Origin of the sequence: Pyxidicoccus fallax (genome assembly GCF_012933655.1) — a bacterium.
In the GTDB taxonomy this organism is placed as follows: Bacteria; Myxococcota; Myxococcia; order Myxococcales; family Myxococcaceae; genus Myxococcus; species Myxococcus fallax.
Genome location: NZ_JABBJJ010000336.1, coordinates 1 through 13,573, shown reverse-complemented (window position 1 = coordinate 13,573; position 13,573 = coordinate 1). Strand labels below are relative to the sequence as shown.

At 67.7% G+C, this 13,573-nt stretch carries 17 protein-coding genes and 1 pseudogene; 4 read left to right on the top strand and 14 right to left on the bottom strand.

The features are described from left to right. A pseudogene (locus HG543_RS43235) lies at nucleotides 1-313 on the top strand (FHA domain-containing protein); the annotation flags it as partial. Nucleotides 314-418: 105 nt separating this feature from the next. Here the strand turns inward: HG543_RS43235 and sctV are convergent. Further along, nucleotides 419-2,542 carry a type III secretion system export apparatus subunit SctV gene (sctV, locus tag HG543_RS43230; protein ID WP_169350795.1) on the bottom strand — a complete coding sequence of 708 codons (2,124 nt, stop codon included), beginning with the start codon at nucleotides 2,540-2,542 and terminating at the stop codon, nucleotides 419-421. A gap of 265 nt (nucleotides 2,543-2,807) precedes the next feature. Here sctV and HG543_RS43225 point away from each other — a divergent pair, with 265 nt between their 5' ends. Next, the gene (locus tag HG543_RS43225; RefSeq protein ID WP_246357719.1) at nucleotides 2,808-3,617 is read left to right on the top strand and encodes a carboxypeptidase-like regulatory domain-containing protein; all 810 of its coding nucleotides are present in this window, start codon (nucleotides 2,808-2,810) and stop codon (nucleotides 3,615-3,617) included. 34 nt (nucleotides 3,618-3,651) lie between these two features. On the opposite strand, the gene HG543_RS43220 is transcribed toward HG543_RS43225, so the two are convergent. Continuing rightward, nucleotides 3,652-4,122, bottom strand: a complete 471-nt coding sequence (locus HG543_RS43220) for a tetratricopeptide repeat protein (RefSeq protein WP_169350792.1) — start codon at nucleotides 4,120-4,122, stop codon at nucleotides 3,652-3,654. A 265-nt stretch (nucleotides 4,123-4,387) separates the two neighbouring features. Between HG543_RS43220 and HG543_RS43215 the strand changes: the two genes are divergently transcribed. Then, nucleotides 4,388-4,618: a hypothetical protein gene (locus HG543_RS43215; protein ID WP_169350789.1), complete on the top strand. Its 231-nt coding sequence runs from the start codon at nucleotides 4,388-4,390 to the stop codon at nucleotides 4,616-4,618. Nucleotides 4,619-4,862: 244 nt separating this feature from the next. Here the strand turns inward: HG543_RS43215 and HG543_RS43210 are convergent, their stop codons facing one another. After that, nucleotides 4,863-5,369 carry a tetratricopeptide repeat protein gene (locus tag HG543_RS43210; protein ID WP_169350791.1) on the bottom strand — a complete coding sequence of 169 codons (507 nt, stop codon included), beginning with the start codon at nucleotides 5,367-5,369 and terminating at the stop codon, nucleotides 4,863-4,865. A gap of 59 nt (nucleotides 5,370-5,428) precedes the next feature. Next, nucleotides 5,429-6,511 carry a DUF1521 domain-containing protein gene (locus HG543_RS43205; protein WP_169350790.1) on the bottom strand — a complete coding sequence of 361 codons (1,083 nt, stop codon included), beginning with the start codon at nucleotides 6,509-6,511 and terminating at the stop codon, nucleotides 5,429-5,431. A 336-nt stretch (nucleotides 6,512-6,847) separates the two neighbouring features. Between HG543_RS43205 and HG543_RS43200 the strand changes: the two genes are divergently transcribed. After that, complete coding sequence (locus HG543_RS43200) at nucleotides 6,848-7,078, top strand: hypothetical protein (RefSeq protein WP_169350789.1); 231 nt, start codon at nucleotides 6,848-6,850, stop codon at nucleotides 7,076-7,078. A 211-nt stretch (nucleotides 7,079-7,289) separates the two neighbouring features. On the opposite strand, the gene HG543_RS43195 is transcribed toward HG543_RS43200, so the two are convergent. From HG543_RS43195 to HG543_RS43150, 10 genes are all read right to left on the bottom strand, one after another. Further along, nucleotides 7,290-7,676, bottom strand: a complete 387-nt coding sequence (locus tag HG543_RS43195; protein WP_169350788.1) for a hypothetical protein — start codon at nucleotides 7,674-7,676, stop codon at nucleotides 7,290-7,292. 89 nt (nucleotides 7,677-7,765) lie between these two features. Further along, nucleotides 7,766-8,335 (bottom strand): hypothetical protein, encoded by a 570-nt coding sequence (locus HG543_RS43190; RefSeq protein ID WP_169350787.1) that lies wholly within the window; start codon nucleotides 8,333-8,335, stop codon nucleotides 7,766-7,768. Between the two features lie 96 nt (nucleotides 8,336-8,431). Continuing rightward, nucleotides 8,432-8,908 carry a SycD/LcrH family type III secretion system chaperone gene (locus HG543_RS43185; RefSeq protein WP_169350786.1) on the bottom strand — a complete coding sequence of 159 codons (477 nt, stop codon included), beginning with the start codon at nucleotides 8,906-8,908 and terminating at the stop codon, nucleotides 8,432-8,434. A gap of 4 nt (nucleotides 8,909-8,912) precedes the next feature. Beyond that, on the bottom strand, nucleotides 8,913-9,392 hold the full coding sequence (locus tag HG543_RS43180; RefSeq protein ID WP_169350785.1) for a hypothetical protein: 480 nt from the start codon (nucleotides 9,390-9,392) through the stop codon (nucleotides 8,913-8,915). Between the two features lie 47 nt (nucleotides 9,393-9,439). Further along, entirely contained in the window at nucleotides 9,440-9,727 is a 288-nt protein-coding gene (locus tag HG543_RS43175; protein WP_169350784.1) for an EscU/YscU/HrcU family type III secretion system export apparatus switch protein, read from the bottom strand. Nucleotides 9,728-9,754: 27 nt separating this feature from the next. Then, nucleotides 9,755-10,846, bottom strand: a complete 1,092-nt coding sequence (sctU, locus tag HG543_RS43170; protein ID WP_169350783.1) for a type III secretion system export apparatus subunit SctU — start codon at nucleotides 10,844-10,846, stop codon at nucleotides 9,755-9,757. Between the two features lie 24 nt (nucleotides 10,847-10,870). After that, nucleotides 10,871-11,689 carry a flagellar biosynthetic protein FliR gene (locus tag HG543_RS43165; protein WP_169350782.1) on the bottom strand — a complete coding sequence of 273 codons (819 nt, stop codon included), beginning with the start codon at nucleotides 11,687-11,689 and terminating at the stop codon, nucleotides 10,871-10,873. After that, nucleotides 11,686-11,949, bottom strand: coding sequence for a flagellar biosynthesis protein FliQ (gene fliQ, locus HG543_RS43160; RefSeq protein WP_169350781.1), 264 nt, complete (start codon nucleotides 11,947-11,949; stop codon nucleotides 11,686-11,688). The genes HG543_RS43165 and fliQ overlap by 4 nt, the downstream gene beginning before the upstream one ends. 11 nt (nucleotides 11,950-11,960) lie before the next feature. After that, entirely contained in the window at nucleotides 11,961-12,791 is an 831-nt protein-coding gene (sctR, locus tag HG543_RS43155; RefSeq protein ID WP_169350780.1) for a type III secretion system export apparatus subunit SctR, read from the bottom strand. 9 nt (nucleotides 12,792-12,800) lie between these two features. Next, complete coding sequence (locus tag HG543_RS43150; protein WP_246357718.1) at nucleotides 12,801-13,517, bottom strand: FliO/MopB family protein; 717 nt, start codon at nucleotides 13,515-13,517, stop codon at nucleotides 12,801-12,803. Nucleotides 13,518-13,573 lie beyond the last annotated feature (56 nt).

Genomic DNA, 13,573 nt, shown 5'->3' with positions numbered 1-13,573 from the left:
CCGCCGGGAGCCGAAGCCCGTGGAGGAGCCGCCTCCCGAGCCCGAGCCCGAGCCCGAGGCGCCTCCGGCCGAGGAGCCCCCGTCGGAGCCCGCCGAGGCCGCGGCCTCCTCCGAGGAGCCTGCCCCGGACGCCGAGTCCCCCTCGTCCGAGGAGCCCGCCTCGCTGTCCGGGGAGCAGCCCGTTCCCGACGAGGCCGCCGGCGGCGCCGTCTCCGCCTTCAAGGACAAGCGCAAGCTCGTCCCGCTGGTGGCGATGGGCGTGGTGGGCCTGCTCTTCCTCGTGCTGATGATTGCCGTGCTCGCCGGCGCCTGAGCCGCCGGCGGAAAGCCCCCACGTGGGCCGGCCCGCCCCCAGAGGCGGGCCCGCTTCCCCGGCGAGCCCCGCGACACGGGGCCCCACCGGCACCGGGGCCAGACTTCAGCGGGTGGAGATGCGGGCCACGGGCTGGATGTTCAGCTCGGGCGACAGCTCCTGGTAGCTGAGGACGGAGAACGAGGGGTTGAACTCGTACTCCAGCAGCTTGCGCACGTAGCGGCGGATGTCCATGGCGGTGAGGATGACGGGGCGCTGGGCGCTGGGCGGCAGGTGGCCGCACTCGGAGCGCACCGCCTGGACGATTTCCTGCGCCAGCTCCGGCTCCAGCGCCAGGTGGGCCCCCGCCGAGGTGCGCTTGATGGAGCCGCGGATGGCGTCCTCGATGTTGGGGTCCAGCAGGTACACCACGAGGGTGCCCGTGCCGCGCGCGTACTTGTGGGAGATGTAGCGGCGCTGGGAGGCGCGCACGTGCTCGGTGAGCATGACGTTGTCCGCCTCCACCTGCCCGTACTCCGCCAGGGCCTGGAGGATGCCGCGCAGGTCACGGATGGAGATTTCCTCCTCCACCAGGCGCTGCAGGATGTCCGTCAGCTTGAGCACGTTGACGACCTTCGGCACCACCTCCTTGACGATGGCGGGGAAGGCCTTCTCCAGCTGCTCCAGCATCGTCTGCGTCTCCTGCACGCCGACGAACTCGCGCGCATTGCGCCGCAGCACGGCGGCCATGTGCAGGATGATGTAGCCGGGCACGTCCCACGTCGTCAGGCCCGCGGCCTCGAGCGTGTCGCGGTGCTGCTCGGGCACCCACGCGGCCGGCTGCCGGGTGGCGGGGTTGATGGCCTCGAAGCCCTGGATGTTCATCAGCTTGAGGCGGTCCACCGTGTCGTTGACGAGGATGTGCCCCAGCGTGGCCTGCCCGGTGACGACGGGCACCTCGTTGATTTGAATCTGGTACGCGCCCGGGGGCAGCCCGCCGTTGCCGCGCGCGCGCACGCCGGGGAAGCGCACGCCCAGCTCCACGAAGAGGCCGTCGCGCATGAACGGGATGAGCTCCTGGAGGAACTTCCCGTTGTCCTGGCGCGAGTCCACGTAGGGCACCAGCGCGTCGGACACCTCCAGGACGATGGGCGTCACGACGGGGATGAACAGCTCGGAGTCCGGGTTCATCGGCTCCTTGGGCGGAGGCTCGGCGGCCATCGGCGTGCCGTTCTCCGTCTCCAGCGCCGGGCCCGACTCCTCCACCAGCTCCACCTGCTTCTGCTTCTTCAGCATCGTCCAGGCGGCGAAGCCCGCGCCCGCGCCCAGCAGGAAGAAGGGAATCTTGGGCAGGCCGGGGATGAGGCCGAGCACCACGAGCATGCCCGAGGCGATGGCGATGGCCTTCGGGTACGCCGTCAGCTGGCTGCCCATGTCCATGCCCAGGTGGTTGCCCTCCTCCTCGCCGCCCACGCGCGTCACGATGATGCCGGCGCAGGTGGACACGAGGATGGCGGGAATCATGCCCACGAGGCCGTCACCGATGGTGAGCAGCGTGTACTTCTGCGCCGCGTCGCCAGCGGACATGCCCTTCTGCGTCACGCCGATGATGAGGCCACCGACGATGTTGACGACGGTGATGATGATGCTGGCGATGGCGTCGCCCTTCACGAACTTCATGGCGCCGTCCATGGCGCCGAACAGCTGGCTCTCGCGCTCCAAGTCCCGGCGCTTCTTCTTGCCCTGCTCCTGGTCGATGGAGCCCGCGCGCAGGTCCGCGTCGATGGACATCTGCTTGCCCGGCATCGCGTCCAGGGTGAAGCGCGCGGCCACTTCGGCGACGCGCTCCGAGCCCTTGGAGATGACGATGAAGTTCACGATGACGAGGATGACGAAGAGGATGGCGCCGACGACGAAGTTGCCCTGCACCACGAAGTTGCCGAACGCCACCACCACCTCGCCCGGGTCGCCGGTGAGGAGGATGAGACGCGTGGTGGAGATGGTCAGCGCCAGCCGGAACATCGTCGTGATGAGCAGCAACGTCGGGAAGACCGACAGCTGCAGCGCCCCGGGGATGTAGAGCGACACCAGCAGCAGCACCACCGAGATGCTGATGTTCAGCGTCAGCAGGATGTCCAGCAGCAGCGTCGGCAGCGGGACAATCATCATTCCGACGATGGCCACCACGACGACGGCCAGGACGATGTCGGAGTACTTGGTCAGGAAGCTGTTCGAATTGGAGGCCATCAGCGGACAGGCATCCTAGGCCAACCCGGGTCGCTTCTGTCAGGGGGGGCTCCCCCCCGAGGACACCCCGGGGCTCGGAATCCCCAAGACAGCATCCTGGAACTTTCCAGTGACACGGGGCGTGTTCCAGGGCGGAAGCAGCCAGTCAACCGACCGTCACGGGCGATACTGCTTGCACGGCGTACGGCCTCGCGGATCATGCCCCCTTGACGTGCCCTGTCACATTCATCCGGGCCGGGACAGGTTTCTGGACACGAGGAGAAACACGATGCGACTGAAGGGTGCCGTGGGCCGAGGTCTCTCGCTGTTGCTGCTGGGTTCGTCCCTTGCCTGCGCGGGATGCTCGGATAACGGGGGCGACGGCAAGGGCAAGGACGACTCCGGGACGAACAACCCCGGGGTGGAGACCAACGTGGTGAAGGGCAAGGTGGTGGACACCGCGGGCAGGCCGCTGGCCGGGGCCGAGGTCGTCGCCGACAACCAGTTCCTCTACGACTCCAACGTGGTGGGGACGACGGGCGCGGACGGCACCTACCGGCTGGACCTGGGCAAGGCGGGCGTCACCTGGAGCGCCAGCGCCACGTTCAAGCGCCAGTACAACGGCAAGACGTACACCTTCGACCTGCACCCCTCCAACCCGGCCTTGTTCGCGACGAACGAGGGCGCCGTCCGTGACTTCTCGTGGAAGCTCACCGGCGAGCGGCCCGAAGGGGGCAAATACGGCAGCGACGTCCTCTTCAACATGATTGCGTACGAGGACCCGCAGGACCCGGACGCCCCGCTCGACCACCTGAATGTCGAGCTGACGCTGACGCCGGACGGCCCGCTGGTGGATGGCAGCACGGGCGCTCCCCTGACGGCGCGCGCCACCCGCGATGGGAATGGCACCGGCCTGCATGACGTCCCCGTGGGCCGCTACACCATCACCGCGCGCTACGCGCCCTCGGGAAGGCCCGCCCAGCCCCTGCTCGTGCGGGTGAACAACACCGGCAGCTACGCCAACTCGGTGACCACGGACTTCCAGATCGTCACCGAGTCGGTGTACCGCATCGACCTGGACCTGGACTTCCCCAAGTGACGCGGGCGTGAGCTCCCGGGCCGGAACCCCGTGACTACGCGGGGTTCTCGCTCCCCGGCCCGGAGTGCTGGGCGTCCTCCACGCTCTCCAGCGCCGCCGCGGCGAGCATCCGCGCGCGGGCGCTGAGCGGATCCTGCCCCTGCGGATCCAGGCTCACGGCGTGGTTGAAGTCGCGAGCGGCCTCCATCACCTTGCCCAGGCGCAGGTGCACCTCGCCCCGGTTGACGAACGGGGTGAGGTCCGTGGGGTCCAGCTCGATGGCGCGGTTGAAGTAGGACTCGGCGACGTCCAGGTCCTCGAGGGCCAGGTGGCAGGCGCCCAGGGCTGTCTGGAAGTACGGCTCGGAGGGGTCCTTGGCGGCCAGGGCCTCGAAGATGGCCAGCGACTCGCGGAAGCGCCCGTCCTGGAACAGGTTGAAGCCTTCGGTGGCCCGCTCGAGCATCTCCGGGCCGGAAATGGGCTTCGCGTCGTTCTTGGACACCGTTGCCTTGGATTCGGTCGTCATCTGCACACATCCCTCACGAGGGCGGGAGGACGGCCCCGGGTACCGGCAAGGGCAGTCGGTACCGGGCGCCGGGAGTTTAGACTGTTATCGGGTCATCCAACAACGCGGTGCACTCGCATGGTGCACTCCCCGGGCTCGCGCGTCGCCGGGCGGGAAAAAAAGGATCCGAAAATCCCGAGGAAACTTCCGCCCCCCTCCGCCCCATAATCCTCATGTAAGCAGCGCCGCAGCAAACCACCTGCTCCCAACCTCACTGGAGAACGCCATGTCCATCAACGCCACCAACACTGCCGCCCAGGTCACCACCGCCCTCAACCAGAGCCAGGGCCTCAGCGACCTCGAGCAGCAGTCCCTGGCCGGCCTGAAGGGTCCGGACCTCGAGCGCGCCAAGGCGCAGCTGATGCTCCAGAAGCAGCAGGAGGCCACCGCGTTCGCCTCCAACATCATCAAGAAGCTCAACGAGATCGCGATGTCCGTCATCGGCAACATGAAGTAATTCCGGACCGCTGTCGCAATCTCCAGGAGCCGGCTTCCCTTTCGGGAGGCCGGCTTTTTGCTTTTCCCCCTCTCGCGCTTCGCCAGCCGCTCCGCCCGCCGCGGAGGCCCCGTCGGCGCCGGCGCCCTTCCCCTTCCCGTCCCGGGTGCCAGCTCGCGGCGCGCCTGCGCGCGAAAAAGCCAGGGCCCGGTGCAGCGCGTTGTCCGCGCCGCCCGGGCCCAGGATGGACACCTGTGGAAATCCGCTACTTGGCCTTGTTGGCCTGCTCCGCCTGCTGCTTCAGCGCGAGCAGCGTCCCGTGGGCGCGCTGCGTCGCGGCGCGCTTCAGGGTCGGGTCCTTCTGGATGGCGGCGCTGAGGTCGGCGAGCGCCTCGGGCACCTGCCCGCGGCGCAGGTAGACTTCTCCGCGACCCGCGAGCGCGTCCACGTGGCTCCTGTTGTACTTGAGGGCCTCGTTGAACTCGTCGAAGGCCTCGTCGAAGCGCTCCAGCGTCATGTACGTCGCCGCGAGCTGCGCATGGAACACGGCGTCCATGGGCGACGCGACCACCAGGCCCTGGAAGATGGTGAGCGCCTGCTGGGTGCTGCCCGCCTGCAGGAGCTGGTGCGCGATGTTCGCCCAGCGGTAGAGGTCCTCGTTCGAGGCCCCCACGAACCGCGCGAGCGAAATCTCACCACGAATGACCGCCTCGGCGACGGGCTCCGGGACGGCGGGCTTCTTGTTCTCTCCAGCAGGGGGTGTGTCGCTCACGACGACCTCGAGGAGGGCCAGGCGGGTCCCCGCCCGGCCCGAAGGAAGGTTTCCAGCGCTCAGAACATCTGGGGGCCGCGGAAGCGGACCATATCATTGAGCTTGGAGACCTGCTCCAGGACGCGGAACATGTCGCCCAGCGCCTTGAAGGCCTTCGTCATCCCGTTGCGGTGCTCGTTGCGGTCGTAGCGGCCGAACATGTCGTCCGTCTTGCGGAACGGGTTGAAGCCGTTCGAGCGGGTGTTCTTCAGCTGGTCGAACATCTTGGTGAGGGCGTCGAAGCGCTCACCCAGCTTGGACAGGTCCGCCCACGCCGGCTGCTTCTTGGTGCCGTTGGTGCCGTTGTTGCCGTTGGTGGTGTTCGACTTGAACTTGTAGCTCTCTTCCTTCGTCTTGATCTTGTCGCCGCCGCCCTCGGAACCGATGACCTCGCTGTTGTTGTAGACCCAGTCGTCGGTCTCGTTGCCCATCTGGAAGTTGTCGATGTTGCCCTTCGCGGCGAACTTCACGGCCGCGCCGAAGCCATCGTTCGTGGGCTGGCCCACCTTGCCCTTGCCCTTGTCGATGTCCGTCACCGTCACGTGGCTGTCGCCGGAGATGACGTCCAGCTGGCCCGTCACCGTCATGCCGTTGCCGTACGGCTTGGTGGTGACGTTGATCATCGTGCCGTCGCCGAGGGTGAAGGTCGCGTCCCGCTTGAAGTCGAACTTGCCGCCGTCGCTCTCATCGACGTGCGGGTCGCCCCAGACGCGGGTGCTCTTGCCGTCCGGACCGGTCACCTTCCACTCGAACTGGCCGAGCTGCTCGATCTGGTAGCCGCCGGGGGTGGTGATCTTCCCGTTGCTGTCCACCTTCAGGGCGTCCCGGTCACCCACGGAGTCGATGGGGTGCGGCTTCTCCGAGGGGAAGCAGCCGCACGTGGGGCGCGAGCTGGGGCCCTGGCTGCCCTGCTGCGACTCCACGCCCTTGGCCATCTGGTCCACGAACTTGTGGGCCAGGTCCAGCGTCTTCTGGACCAGGCTCATCGTGGACTCGATGAGCTTCGCGTTGCGGGCGATGACGTTGGCGTTCGGGCCGCCGAACGGCAGGAGCTGCGTGGGGTTGGACTGACGGTTGCCGATACCACCGATGTTGTTCGACATGACTGGGTACCCCCTGGAAATTTGGAAATAAATGGGTGAGCTGAACGGCTACACACCTATTTTCGGACCTCGCGGCCGGGAGTTTCGCGCGAACACGTGATCTTTCCAAACGGGGCGGGTCCGCCCGGGCCCGGGCGGAAAAAAGCGCGGCCGGGAAGCCGGCACGCACCCGGATCCTTATATGGCCGGCGCGGAAACCCGGTTTCACCCCCCCTTGCGAGAGGGGAAAAAAGAATTCGAAAATCCCGAGGAAACTTCCGCCCCCCTCCGCCCCATAATCCTCATGTAAGCAGCGCCGCAGCAAACCACCTGCTCCCAACCTCACTGGAGAACGCCATGTCCATCAACGCCACCAACACTGCCGCCCAGGTCACCACCGCCCTCAACCAGAGCCAGGGCCTCAGCGACCTCGAGCAGCAGTCCCTGGCCGGCCTGAAGGGTCCGGACCTCGAGCGCGCCAAGGCGCAGCTGATGCTCCAGAAGCAGCAGGAGGCCACCGCGTTCGCCTCCAACATCATCAAGAAGCTCAACGAGATCGCGATGTCCGTCATCGGCAACATGAAGTAATTCCGGACCGCTGTCGCAATCTCCAGGAGCCGGCTTCCCTTTCGGGAGGCCGGCTTTTTGCTTTTCCCCCTCTCGCGCTTCGGGCGCCCTCTCGCGCCGGGCCCGAGGGGGGGTATGGCCCGCAAAAGGAAGCCGCCCGGTCCAGCCTCTTTCGAGGGGAGCCGGGCGGCGGGGTGCTACCGGAGACGTGCGTGGGACGCCGGATGCCGGCTCAGCCCCACATGTCCTTGAGCAGCTCCTTGCGGCGGTCCATCAGCTTCTTGAAGAAGTTGTCGTCCCGCATCTTCTCGAGGACGCCGTTCGTCTGGTGCTTGGACGTGACCTCCTCCGCCTTCTCCTTGATCTGCTCGGGCGTGGCGTTGGGGTTGGCGCGGACGAAGGCCTCCATCTCCTCCTTGACCTGGTCCTTGATCTTGTCGATGCGGCCCTCGCCCAGGTGGCTCAGGGTGCCCACCACGTCCGGGGCGTTCAGGCGGTTGACGGCGCCATCCAGCACGCCCTGCCACGCCTGCGTCTTCTCGGCTTCGGTGGCCTGCTGGGTGTTGTTGGTGCGCGCCGTGGCGGCCGCGGGGGGCCTGTTCGAAACGGGAGGGGCCATGGAAATGCTCCTTTGGGAAGTCAGTCTCGAAGGAGTTATCGGCGGTCAGGGCGCGGAAGTTGCGTTCCGCGCCCCGATTCCGGGCCGGCCTAACCCTTGAGCTTGCCCAGGCTGGGGTTCTTCATCCAGGCCTTGAAGGACTCCAGCTCCTTCTGCTCCTTCTTGACGTCCAGCGGCTGCGCGGGCGGCGGAGGCACGTCGCCGGTGAGGGCGGCATGCTTCTTGGTGCTGGTCTCGAAGGCGTCCTTCGCGCCCGCCGCGGGGGCCTTGCCGGCGGGAGCCTTCGCGGGAGCCGCGGCCGGCGCCGCCGAGGTCTCGGAGGAGAAGCCGCGGGCGTTGAGGTACGCCTGCATCCACTCGACGGACTCCACCAGGATGGGCGGCATGGCCGCGATGGCCGGGTTCTTCTCCGCCTCGGCCAGGTGGCGCGAGAAGGCGTCCTTCACGTCCTGGTACAGCCGGCCGTCCAGCGCCGCGCCCGGCTTCGTGTTGGAGATCAGCGCCCCCATCTTCCGCATCACCTGCTGGAGCGTGCCCGTCGCCGCCTTCGCCTGCTTCTCCAGCTCGGGGATGATGCGGTCGCGCTTGGCCACCAGCTCGGCCGGGGCATCCGGCGGCATCTCGGAGGGAACGCGCGGATCAGGATTCGTGTTCGACATGTCGACAACCTCCATGACGACGAAAAAGGAACGGCGGGCAGCCTAGCAGACTCCCGGTATTTCGTTTCAGTCCGGAAGTGACAGGTGACCCACCCGTCACCTGCGTCCGAGCGCGGTGAGCATGGCCCCGGCCTTGCGCACGACGGGGTCATCCTCGGGCGTCATCGCCGCGGCGCGTCGCAGGTCCTCCAGCGCCTGCGGCTTCTGGCCGAGCGCGAGCTTCACCTCGGCGCGGCCCACGTAGACGGACGGGTCCTGCGGCGACAGCTTGGCGGCCACGTCGAAGGCGGCGAGCGCGCCCTGCCCGTTTCCGGCGGCCATCTCCACCACGCCCAGGGCCTTGGCGAAGTACCCGTCGGTGGGGTTCACCGCGTACAGCCCCTGGAAGAGGGTGCGCGCCTCGCTGATGCGGCCCTGGTAGAAGAAGAAGTAGGCCGTCTTCGCAATGGCATACAGCTCGTCGTCCGAGTAGCCACGCACGTCGCGCAGGGTGGCCTTCCCGTCCGCCCAGCGCTGCAGCGTGGCCTGGAGCTTCGCCTCGTCCTGCGGATCCTCGGGGTCCAGCACGGCCATGACGCTAGTAGCCCTCGTCCTTCTGTGCCGCCCACATCTGGCGGATGATTTCCTTCGTCTCCTCGTTCACCTGATCCACCAGCGACAGCATGGCGGACTCGCGCTGGAGCAGCGCCTTGAGGCGCTCCAGCCGCTCCGGCGGGGCATTCACCCGGGAGAGGCCGCGCTCCAGCATGCGGCGCTGCTCCTCGGCCCCGCGGCCGGCGACGCTGGCCAGGTGCGGCCTGTCGCTGAAGCCCTCGAGGTCCGCGTCGTGCCCGCCCGGGTGCGGGGGCAGCGGCAGCCGCAGCTCCTCCGAGGAGTGCGCCGGACCGATGAAGTCCAGCAGCGCCGCCGAGGCCAGCGCCGGGTTCTTGGGGTTGCCCGTCTTGCGGAGCTTCTTGCGGTCGACCTGGGACGGGTCGACGAGCCGCTCACGGACGCTTCGGGGGCCGCCCCACGGCCACAGCGGCGCCTTGGGGGGCTGGTTGTTGATTCTGGCCATCGTGATACCGAACCTCACTCCAGGAGGGTGGGGGTCGTCCAGCCCCCCTAGCGCTTACTGTTGCCGGCTGCCTGCTCGCGCTGCAGTTCGTAGACGAAGTTCAGGACCTCGGCGACGGCGTCGTACAGCTCCTCTGGAACCTCCTGCCCCACCTCCACGCGGTACAGCGCGTTGGCGAGGTTGACGTTCCGCATGAGGGGGATGCCGTGCTCCTTGGCGATGGCGCGAATCTTCTCCGCCTTGAGCCGCATGCCCTTGGCCACCACGCGCGGCGCGCCGTCCTTCTCCTTGTCGTATTTCAGCGCGATGGCGATTTCGGCCTCGTCGTCACTCATGGCGGCTCCGAAGAAGTCCTGGGGGCATCATGTCCGCTGGCTCCCGGACGCCGGGGGCGCCGACGGGGCGGCCTTCAGCCCGTAGACGAAGTTGAGGACCTCGGCGACGGCGTCGTAGAGCTCCTCGGGGATTTCGTTGCCCACCTCCACGCGCAGCAGGGCGTGGGCCAGCGGCACGTTGCGCAGCGTGGGCACGTCCGTCTCGCGGGCAATGGCCTTGATGCGCTCGGCCTTGTGGTCGATGCCGCGGGCGAGGACGCGGGGCGCGCCGTCCTTCTCGCGGTCGTACTTGAGGGCGACGGCCACGTGGTCCGGGTTGGTGACGATGACGTCCGCCTCGCGCACGGCCTCCATCTGCGCACCCTCCATGATTTCGTGGTGCAGCTCCTTGCGCTTGGCCTTGTGGTGCGGGTCGCCCTCGCTCTCCTTGTACTCCTTCTTCACCTCCTCCTTCGTCATCATCATGTCCTTCATGAAGGACTTGCGCTGCCACCACACGTCGAAGATGGCGAAGAGGACGAAGAGGAGCGCGACGCGGGTGGCCACGCGCGTCACCAGCTCCCCCATGATGACCATGATGCCGCGCGTGTCCTGGCGGATGGTCTCCACCACGAGCGGCATCGCGTCCCGCACCACGCCGTAGACGACGTAGGCGGTGACGGAAATCTTGATGACGTTCTTGAGCAGCTCGACGAAGGCCTTCTTCGCGAACAGGTTCTTCAAGCCGGCAATCGGGTTGAGCTTGTCCAGCTTGGGAATCAGCGGGTCCATGGTGAAGAGCGACCCGACCTGCACGTACTCCAGGAAGCCTCCCATCAACGCGGCGCCGGCAATCACCGGCAGCGACACCAGCAACATGGTGCGCAGCGCCAGGTAGAGCGCCTGCCCGGTGACGACGTCCAGGTTCTGCGGATGCGCCACGTGGTCGAAGGTGAACTGGAACAGCGCGGAGATTTCGTGCTCCAGCGAGTCCCACGTCCCCTTCACGGCGCCCAGGCCCACGAGCAGCACGCCCATGCCGCTCAGGTCCTTGCTCTTCCAGACCTGGCCCTTCTTGCGCGAGTCGTCGAGCTTCTTCTGCGACGGCTCTTCTGTTTTTTCTCCGCTTTCGTCAGACATCGCGCGCGTCCGGGGAAAATCAGGTCAGGCCAACAGCCGCAGGGCCTCGCGGAGCATGCCGAGCATCCCCGCCAGTTCGTCCTGCATGCGCTGCATGAGCGCACCCATGACGAGGAAGATGAGGAGCACGCTCACCAGCGGCTTGATGGACATGGAGATGAAGAACACCTGAATCTGTGGGGCCACGCGGTTGATGGCGCCCAGGGCCACGTCGGTGAGGAAGGTGGCCAGCATGCCGGGCGCGGCCAGCGCCAGGCTCACGCGCAACAGGTCCGCGAACACGCGGATGACCAGGTCGAAGAAGGGCCACGCGCCGCCGCCGAAGCGCGGGAAGCCGTCCAGGGGAACGGCGACGAGGCTGTCGCCCAGGGCCTGGATGACCAGGTGGTGCCCGTCCAGGGTGAGGAAGAGCACCACCGCCAGCTGGATCTTCAGGTTGGAGAAGAGCGTCACCTGCTGGCCAATCTGGGGCACGTACAGCTGCGCGTTGTTGCTGCCGGCCATGGTGTCCACCAGGTTGCCTGCCACGCGCGCCGCCTCGAAGACGACGTTGACCACGAAGGCCAGCGAGAAGCCGATGAAGACCTCCTTCGCCATCAGCGCGATGTAGGGCAGCGCGCTCAGGGGAATGGTCTTCACCGAGTCCTGGATGACGGGGAAGAGGACGATGGAGAGCGTCAGCCCCACGCCCATCTTCAGCTCGGTGGGGACGACGTCACCGCCCAGGAACGGGCTGAAGATGAGCACCGGCATGATGCGGCACATCAGCAGCGCCACCGTGAAGATGACGGCCGAGACGTTGGCCCGGGCGGCCAGCTCGTTGACGAGGTCCGCGACGTTCATCGAATGAGCGCGGGGAACCTGTCGAAGACGTGGAAGGTGAAGCGCACCAACTGGCTGCCAATCCACGGGCCTGTCAGCGCCAGCACGCCGAAGACGATGACGACCTTGGGCGCGAAGGTGAGCGTCTGCTCCTGGATTTGCGTGGTGGCCTGGAACAGGGAGATGAGGAATCCCACCAGCAGGCTCGTGAGGACCGGCGGCGCCGACACGATGAGCACCAGGAACAGCGCCTCCTGGGTGATGAACGTGAGCTGATTCATGGGGCGTCTTCCTACAGGTAGCCGACGACCAGGCCCTTGGCGATGAGGTACCAGCCGTCCACGAGCACGAACAGCAGCAGCTTGAAGGGCATGGAGATGGTGGTCGGCGACAGCATGTGCATGCCGAGCGCCAACAGGATGTTGGCCACCACCATGTCGATGACGATGAACGGGACGAAGAGGAGGAAGCCTATCTGGAAGGCCTCCTTCAATTCGGACACCACGAAGGCGGGGATGATGACCATGAAGTCGGTGTTCTCCACCGCGTCACGGTCCTCGCCCTTCCGCATCTTCTTGGCGAGGTTGTAGAAGAGGGCACGGTCCTTGTTCGTGACCTTCTTCATGAGCCACTCGCGCAGGGGCTCCTTGGACTTGTTGGCCGCGCCGAGCAGCGAGCCCACCGTCTCCGAGGAGAAGACGCCCGGCCCCTTGGCCCAGATGTCCACGCCCGCCGCCCGGTACATCTCCTGGCCCACGGGGGCCATGATGTAGACGGTGAGGATGACCGCCAGGCCCGTAATCACCTGGGTGGGCGGAATCTGCTGGGTGCCCAGCGCCGAGCGGACGATGGAGAGCACCACCGAAATCTTCACGAAGCTCGTCACCATCATCAGCGCGAAGGGCACCAGGCCCATGGCGGCGAGCGCGAGGATGAGGATGAGCGGGCGCGAGGTGAACGAGTCGCTGCTCACGGCCTCGTTGACCACCGCGTCCGGGACGGACGCCCCGCCGCCCTTCTTCTTCTGGGCGAGCGCGATGAACGGATGGAGCGAGACCGCGGCCGCGAACAGCCAGGGCGGGATGCGCGGAAGGGAGGAGCGGGCGGAGAGCGGGGTGTGCACGGGAAGTCTTCAGGCGCCGGGAGGCTGGGAGGGCGAGCCGCCGGAGCGGCGGGAGAGGAGCTTCTGGAGGAAGGGGCTCAGGGGGACGACGTTCGTCTCGGGGCGCTGGGCGCGCAGGCGCTCCACCGCCTCCGTGTCCAGCTTGGACAGGAGCTGCAGACCGGCCTCGCCGCCACCCACCAGGAGGTACTCGCCCGCGGCCTTCACCACGAAGAGGCTGCGGCGCTGGTCCAACGGCAGCCGCTCCACCACGGACACCAGCGGCTGACGGCCCGCGCTCACCGCCTGCAGGCCCATCAGCCTGCGCAGCCCCACGTTCAGCGTGAGGTAGATGGACGCCACCACCGCGCCCAGCACCAGCAGCGTGCGCACCAGCGTCCACCCCAGGCTCTCCTGCTCCTCGGGCGCTCCGGCGGTCTCGTCGAGCGTGGGGTCGTCCCACTTGCCCTCGGCCCCGCGTGACGGCCCGTCCGCCGCGGCGCGCGGCGAGGCGGCCTCCGCCTTCGCGGGCGCGGCGACCTCCGACGGAGGCGTCACGACCGGAGCGGGCGCCTCGACAGGCGTGGCCGCCGTGGAAGCCGCGTTCACGGGAGCAGCCGCGGGCGCGGCCTGGGTGGGGGGCGCTTCGGCCGGCGCGGACGGAGCCTGCGCCAGGACGGCCGGCGGCGTGAGCACCAGCGCGGCACCGAGGAACAGGCGCATGAGGGGGAGGCGGAGGACTGCCATGGCTGGGCGCGAGGCTAGTTCATTGGCCGGAGGACCGCCACGTGCCCCCGCCCGGC

Excerpts from the sequence above, each read along its gene's own strand:
- HG543_RS43200 (WP_169350789.1), top strand. The coding sequence starts at position 6,848 with ATGTCCATCAACGCCACCAACACTGCCGCCCAGGTCACCACCGCCCTC.
- HG543_RS43185 (WP_169350786.1), bottom strand. The coding sequence starts at position 8,908 with ATGGCCGTGCTGGACCCCGAGGATCCGCAGGACGAGGCGAAGCTCCAG.
- HG543_RS43215 (WP_169350789.1), top strand. The coding sequence starts at position 4,388 with ATGTCCATCAACGCCACCAACACTGCCGCCCAGGTCACCACCGCCCTC.
- HG543_RS43150 (WP_246357718.1), bottom strand. The coding sequence starts at position 13,517 with ATGGCAGTCCTCCGCCTCCCCCTCATGCGCCTGTTCCTCGGTGCCGCG.
- HG543_RS43165 (WP_169350782.1), bottom strand. The coding sequence starts at position 11,689 with ATGAACGTCGCGGACCTCGTCAACGAGCTGGCCGCCCGGGCCAACGTC.
- HG543_RS43195 (WP_169350788.1), bottom strand. The coding sequence starts at position 7,676 with ATGGCCCCTCCCGTTTCGAACAGGCCCCCCGCGGCCGCCACGGCGCGC.
- HG543_RS43190 (WP_169350787.1), bottom strand. The coding sequence starts at position 8,335 with ATGTCGAACACGAATCCTGATCCGCGCGTTCCCTCCGAGATGCCGCCG.
- sctU (WP_169350783.1), bottom strand. The coding sequence starts at position 10,846 with ATGTCTGACGAAAGCGGAGAAAAAACAGAAGAGCCGTCGCAGAAGAAG.
- HG543_RS43220 (WP_169350792.1), bottom strand. The coding sequence starts at position 4,122 with ATGACGACCGAATCCAAGGCAACGGTGTCCAAGAACGACGCGAAGCCC.
- HG543_RS43205 (WP_169350790.1), bottom strand. The coding sequence starts at position 6,511 with ATGTCGAACAACATCGGTGGTATCGGCAACCGTCAGTCCAACCCCACG.
- HG543_RS43175 (WP_169350784.1), bottom strand. The coding sequence starts at position 9,727 with ATGAGTGACGACGAGGCCGAAATCGCCATCGCGCTGAAATACGACAAG.
- HG543_RS43225 (WP_246357719.1), top strand. The coding sequence starts at position 2,808 with ATGCGACTGAAGGGTGCCGTGGGCCGAGGTCTCTCGCTGTTGCTGCTG.
- HG543_RS43180 (WP_169350785.1), bottom strand. The coding sequence starts at position 9,392 with ATGGCCAGAATCAACAACCAGCCCCCCAAGGCGCCGCTGTGGCCGTGG.
- fliQ (WP_169350781.1), bottom strand. The coding sequence starts at position 11,949 with ATGAATCAGCTCACGTTCATCACCCAGGAGGCGCTGTTCCTGGTGCTC.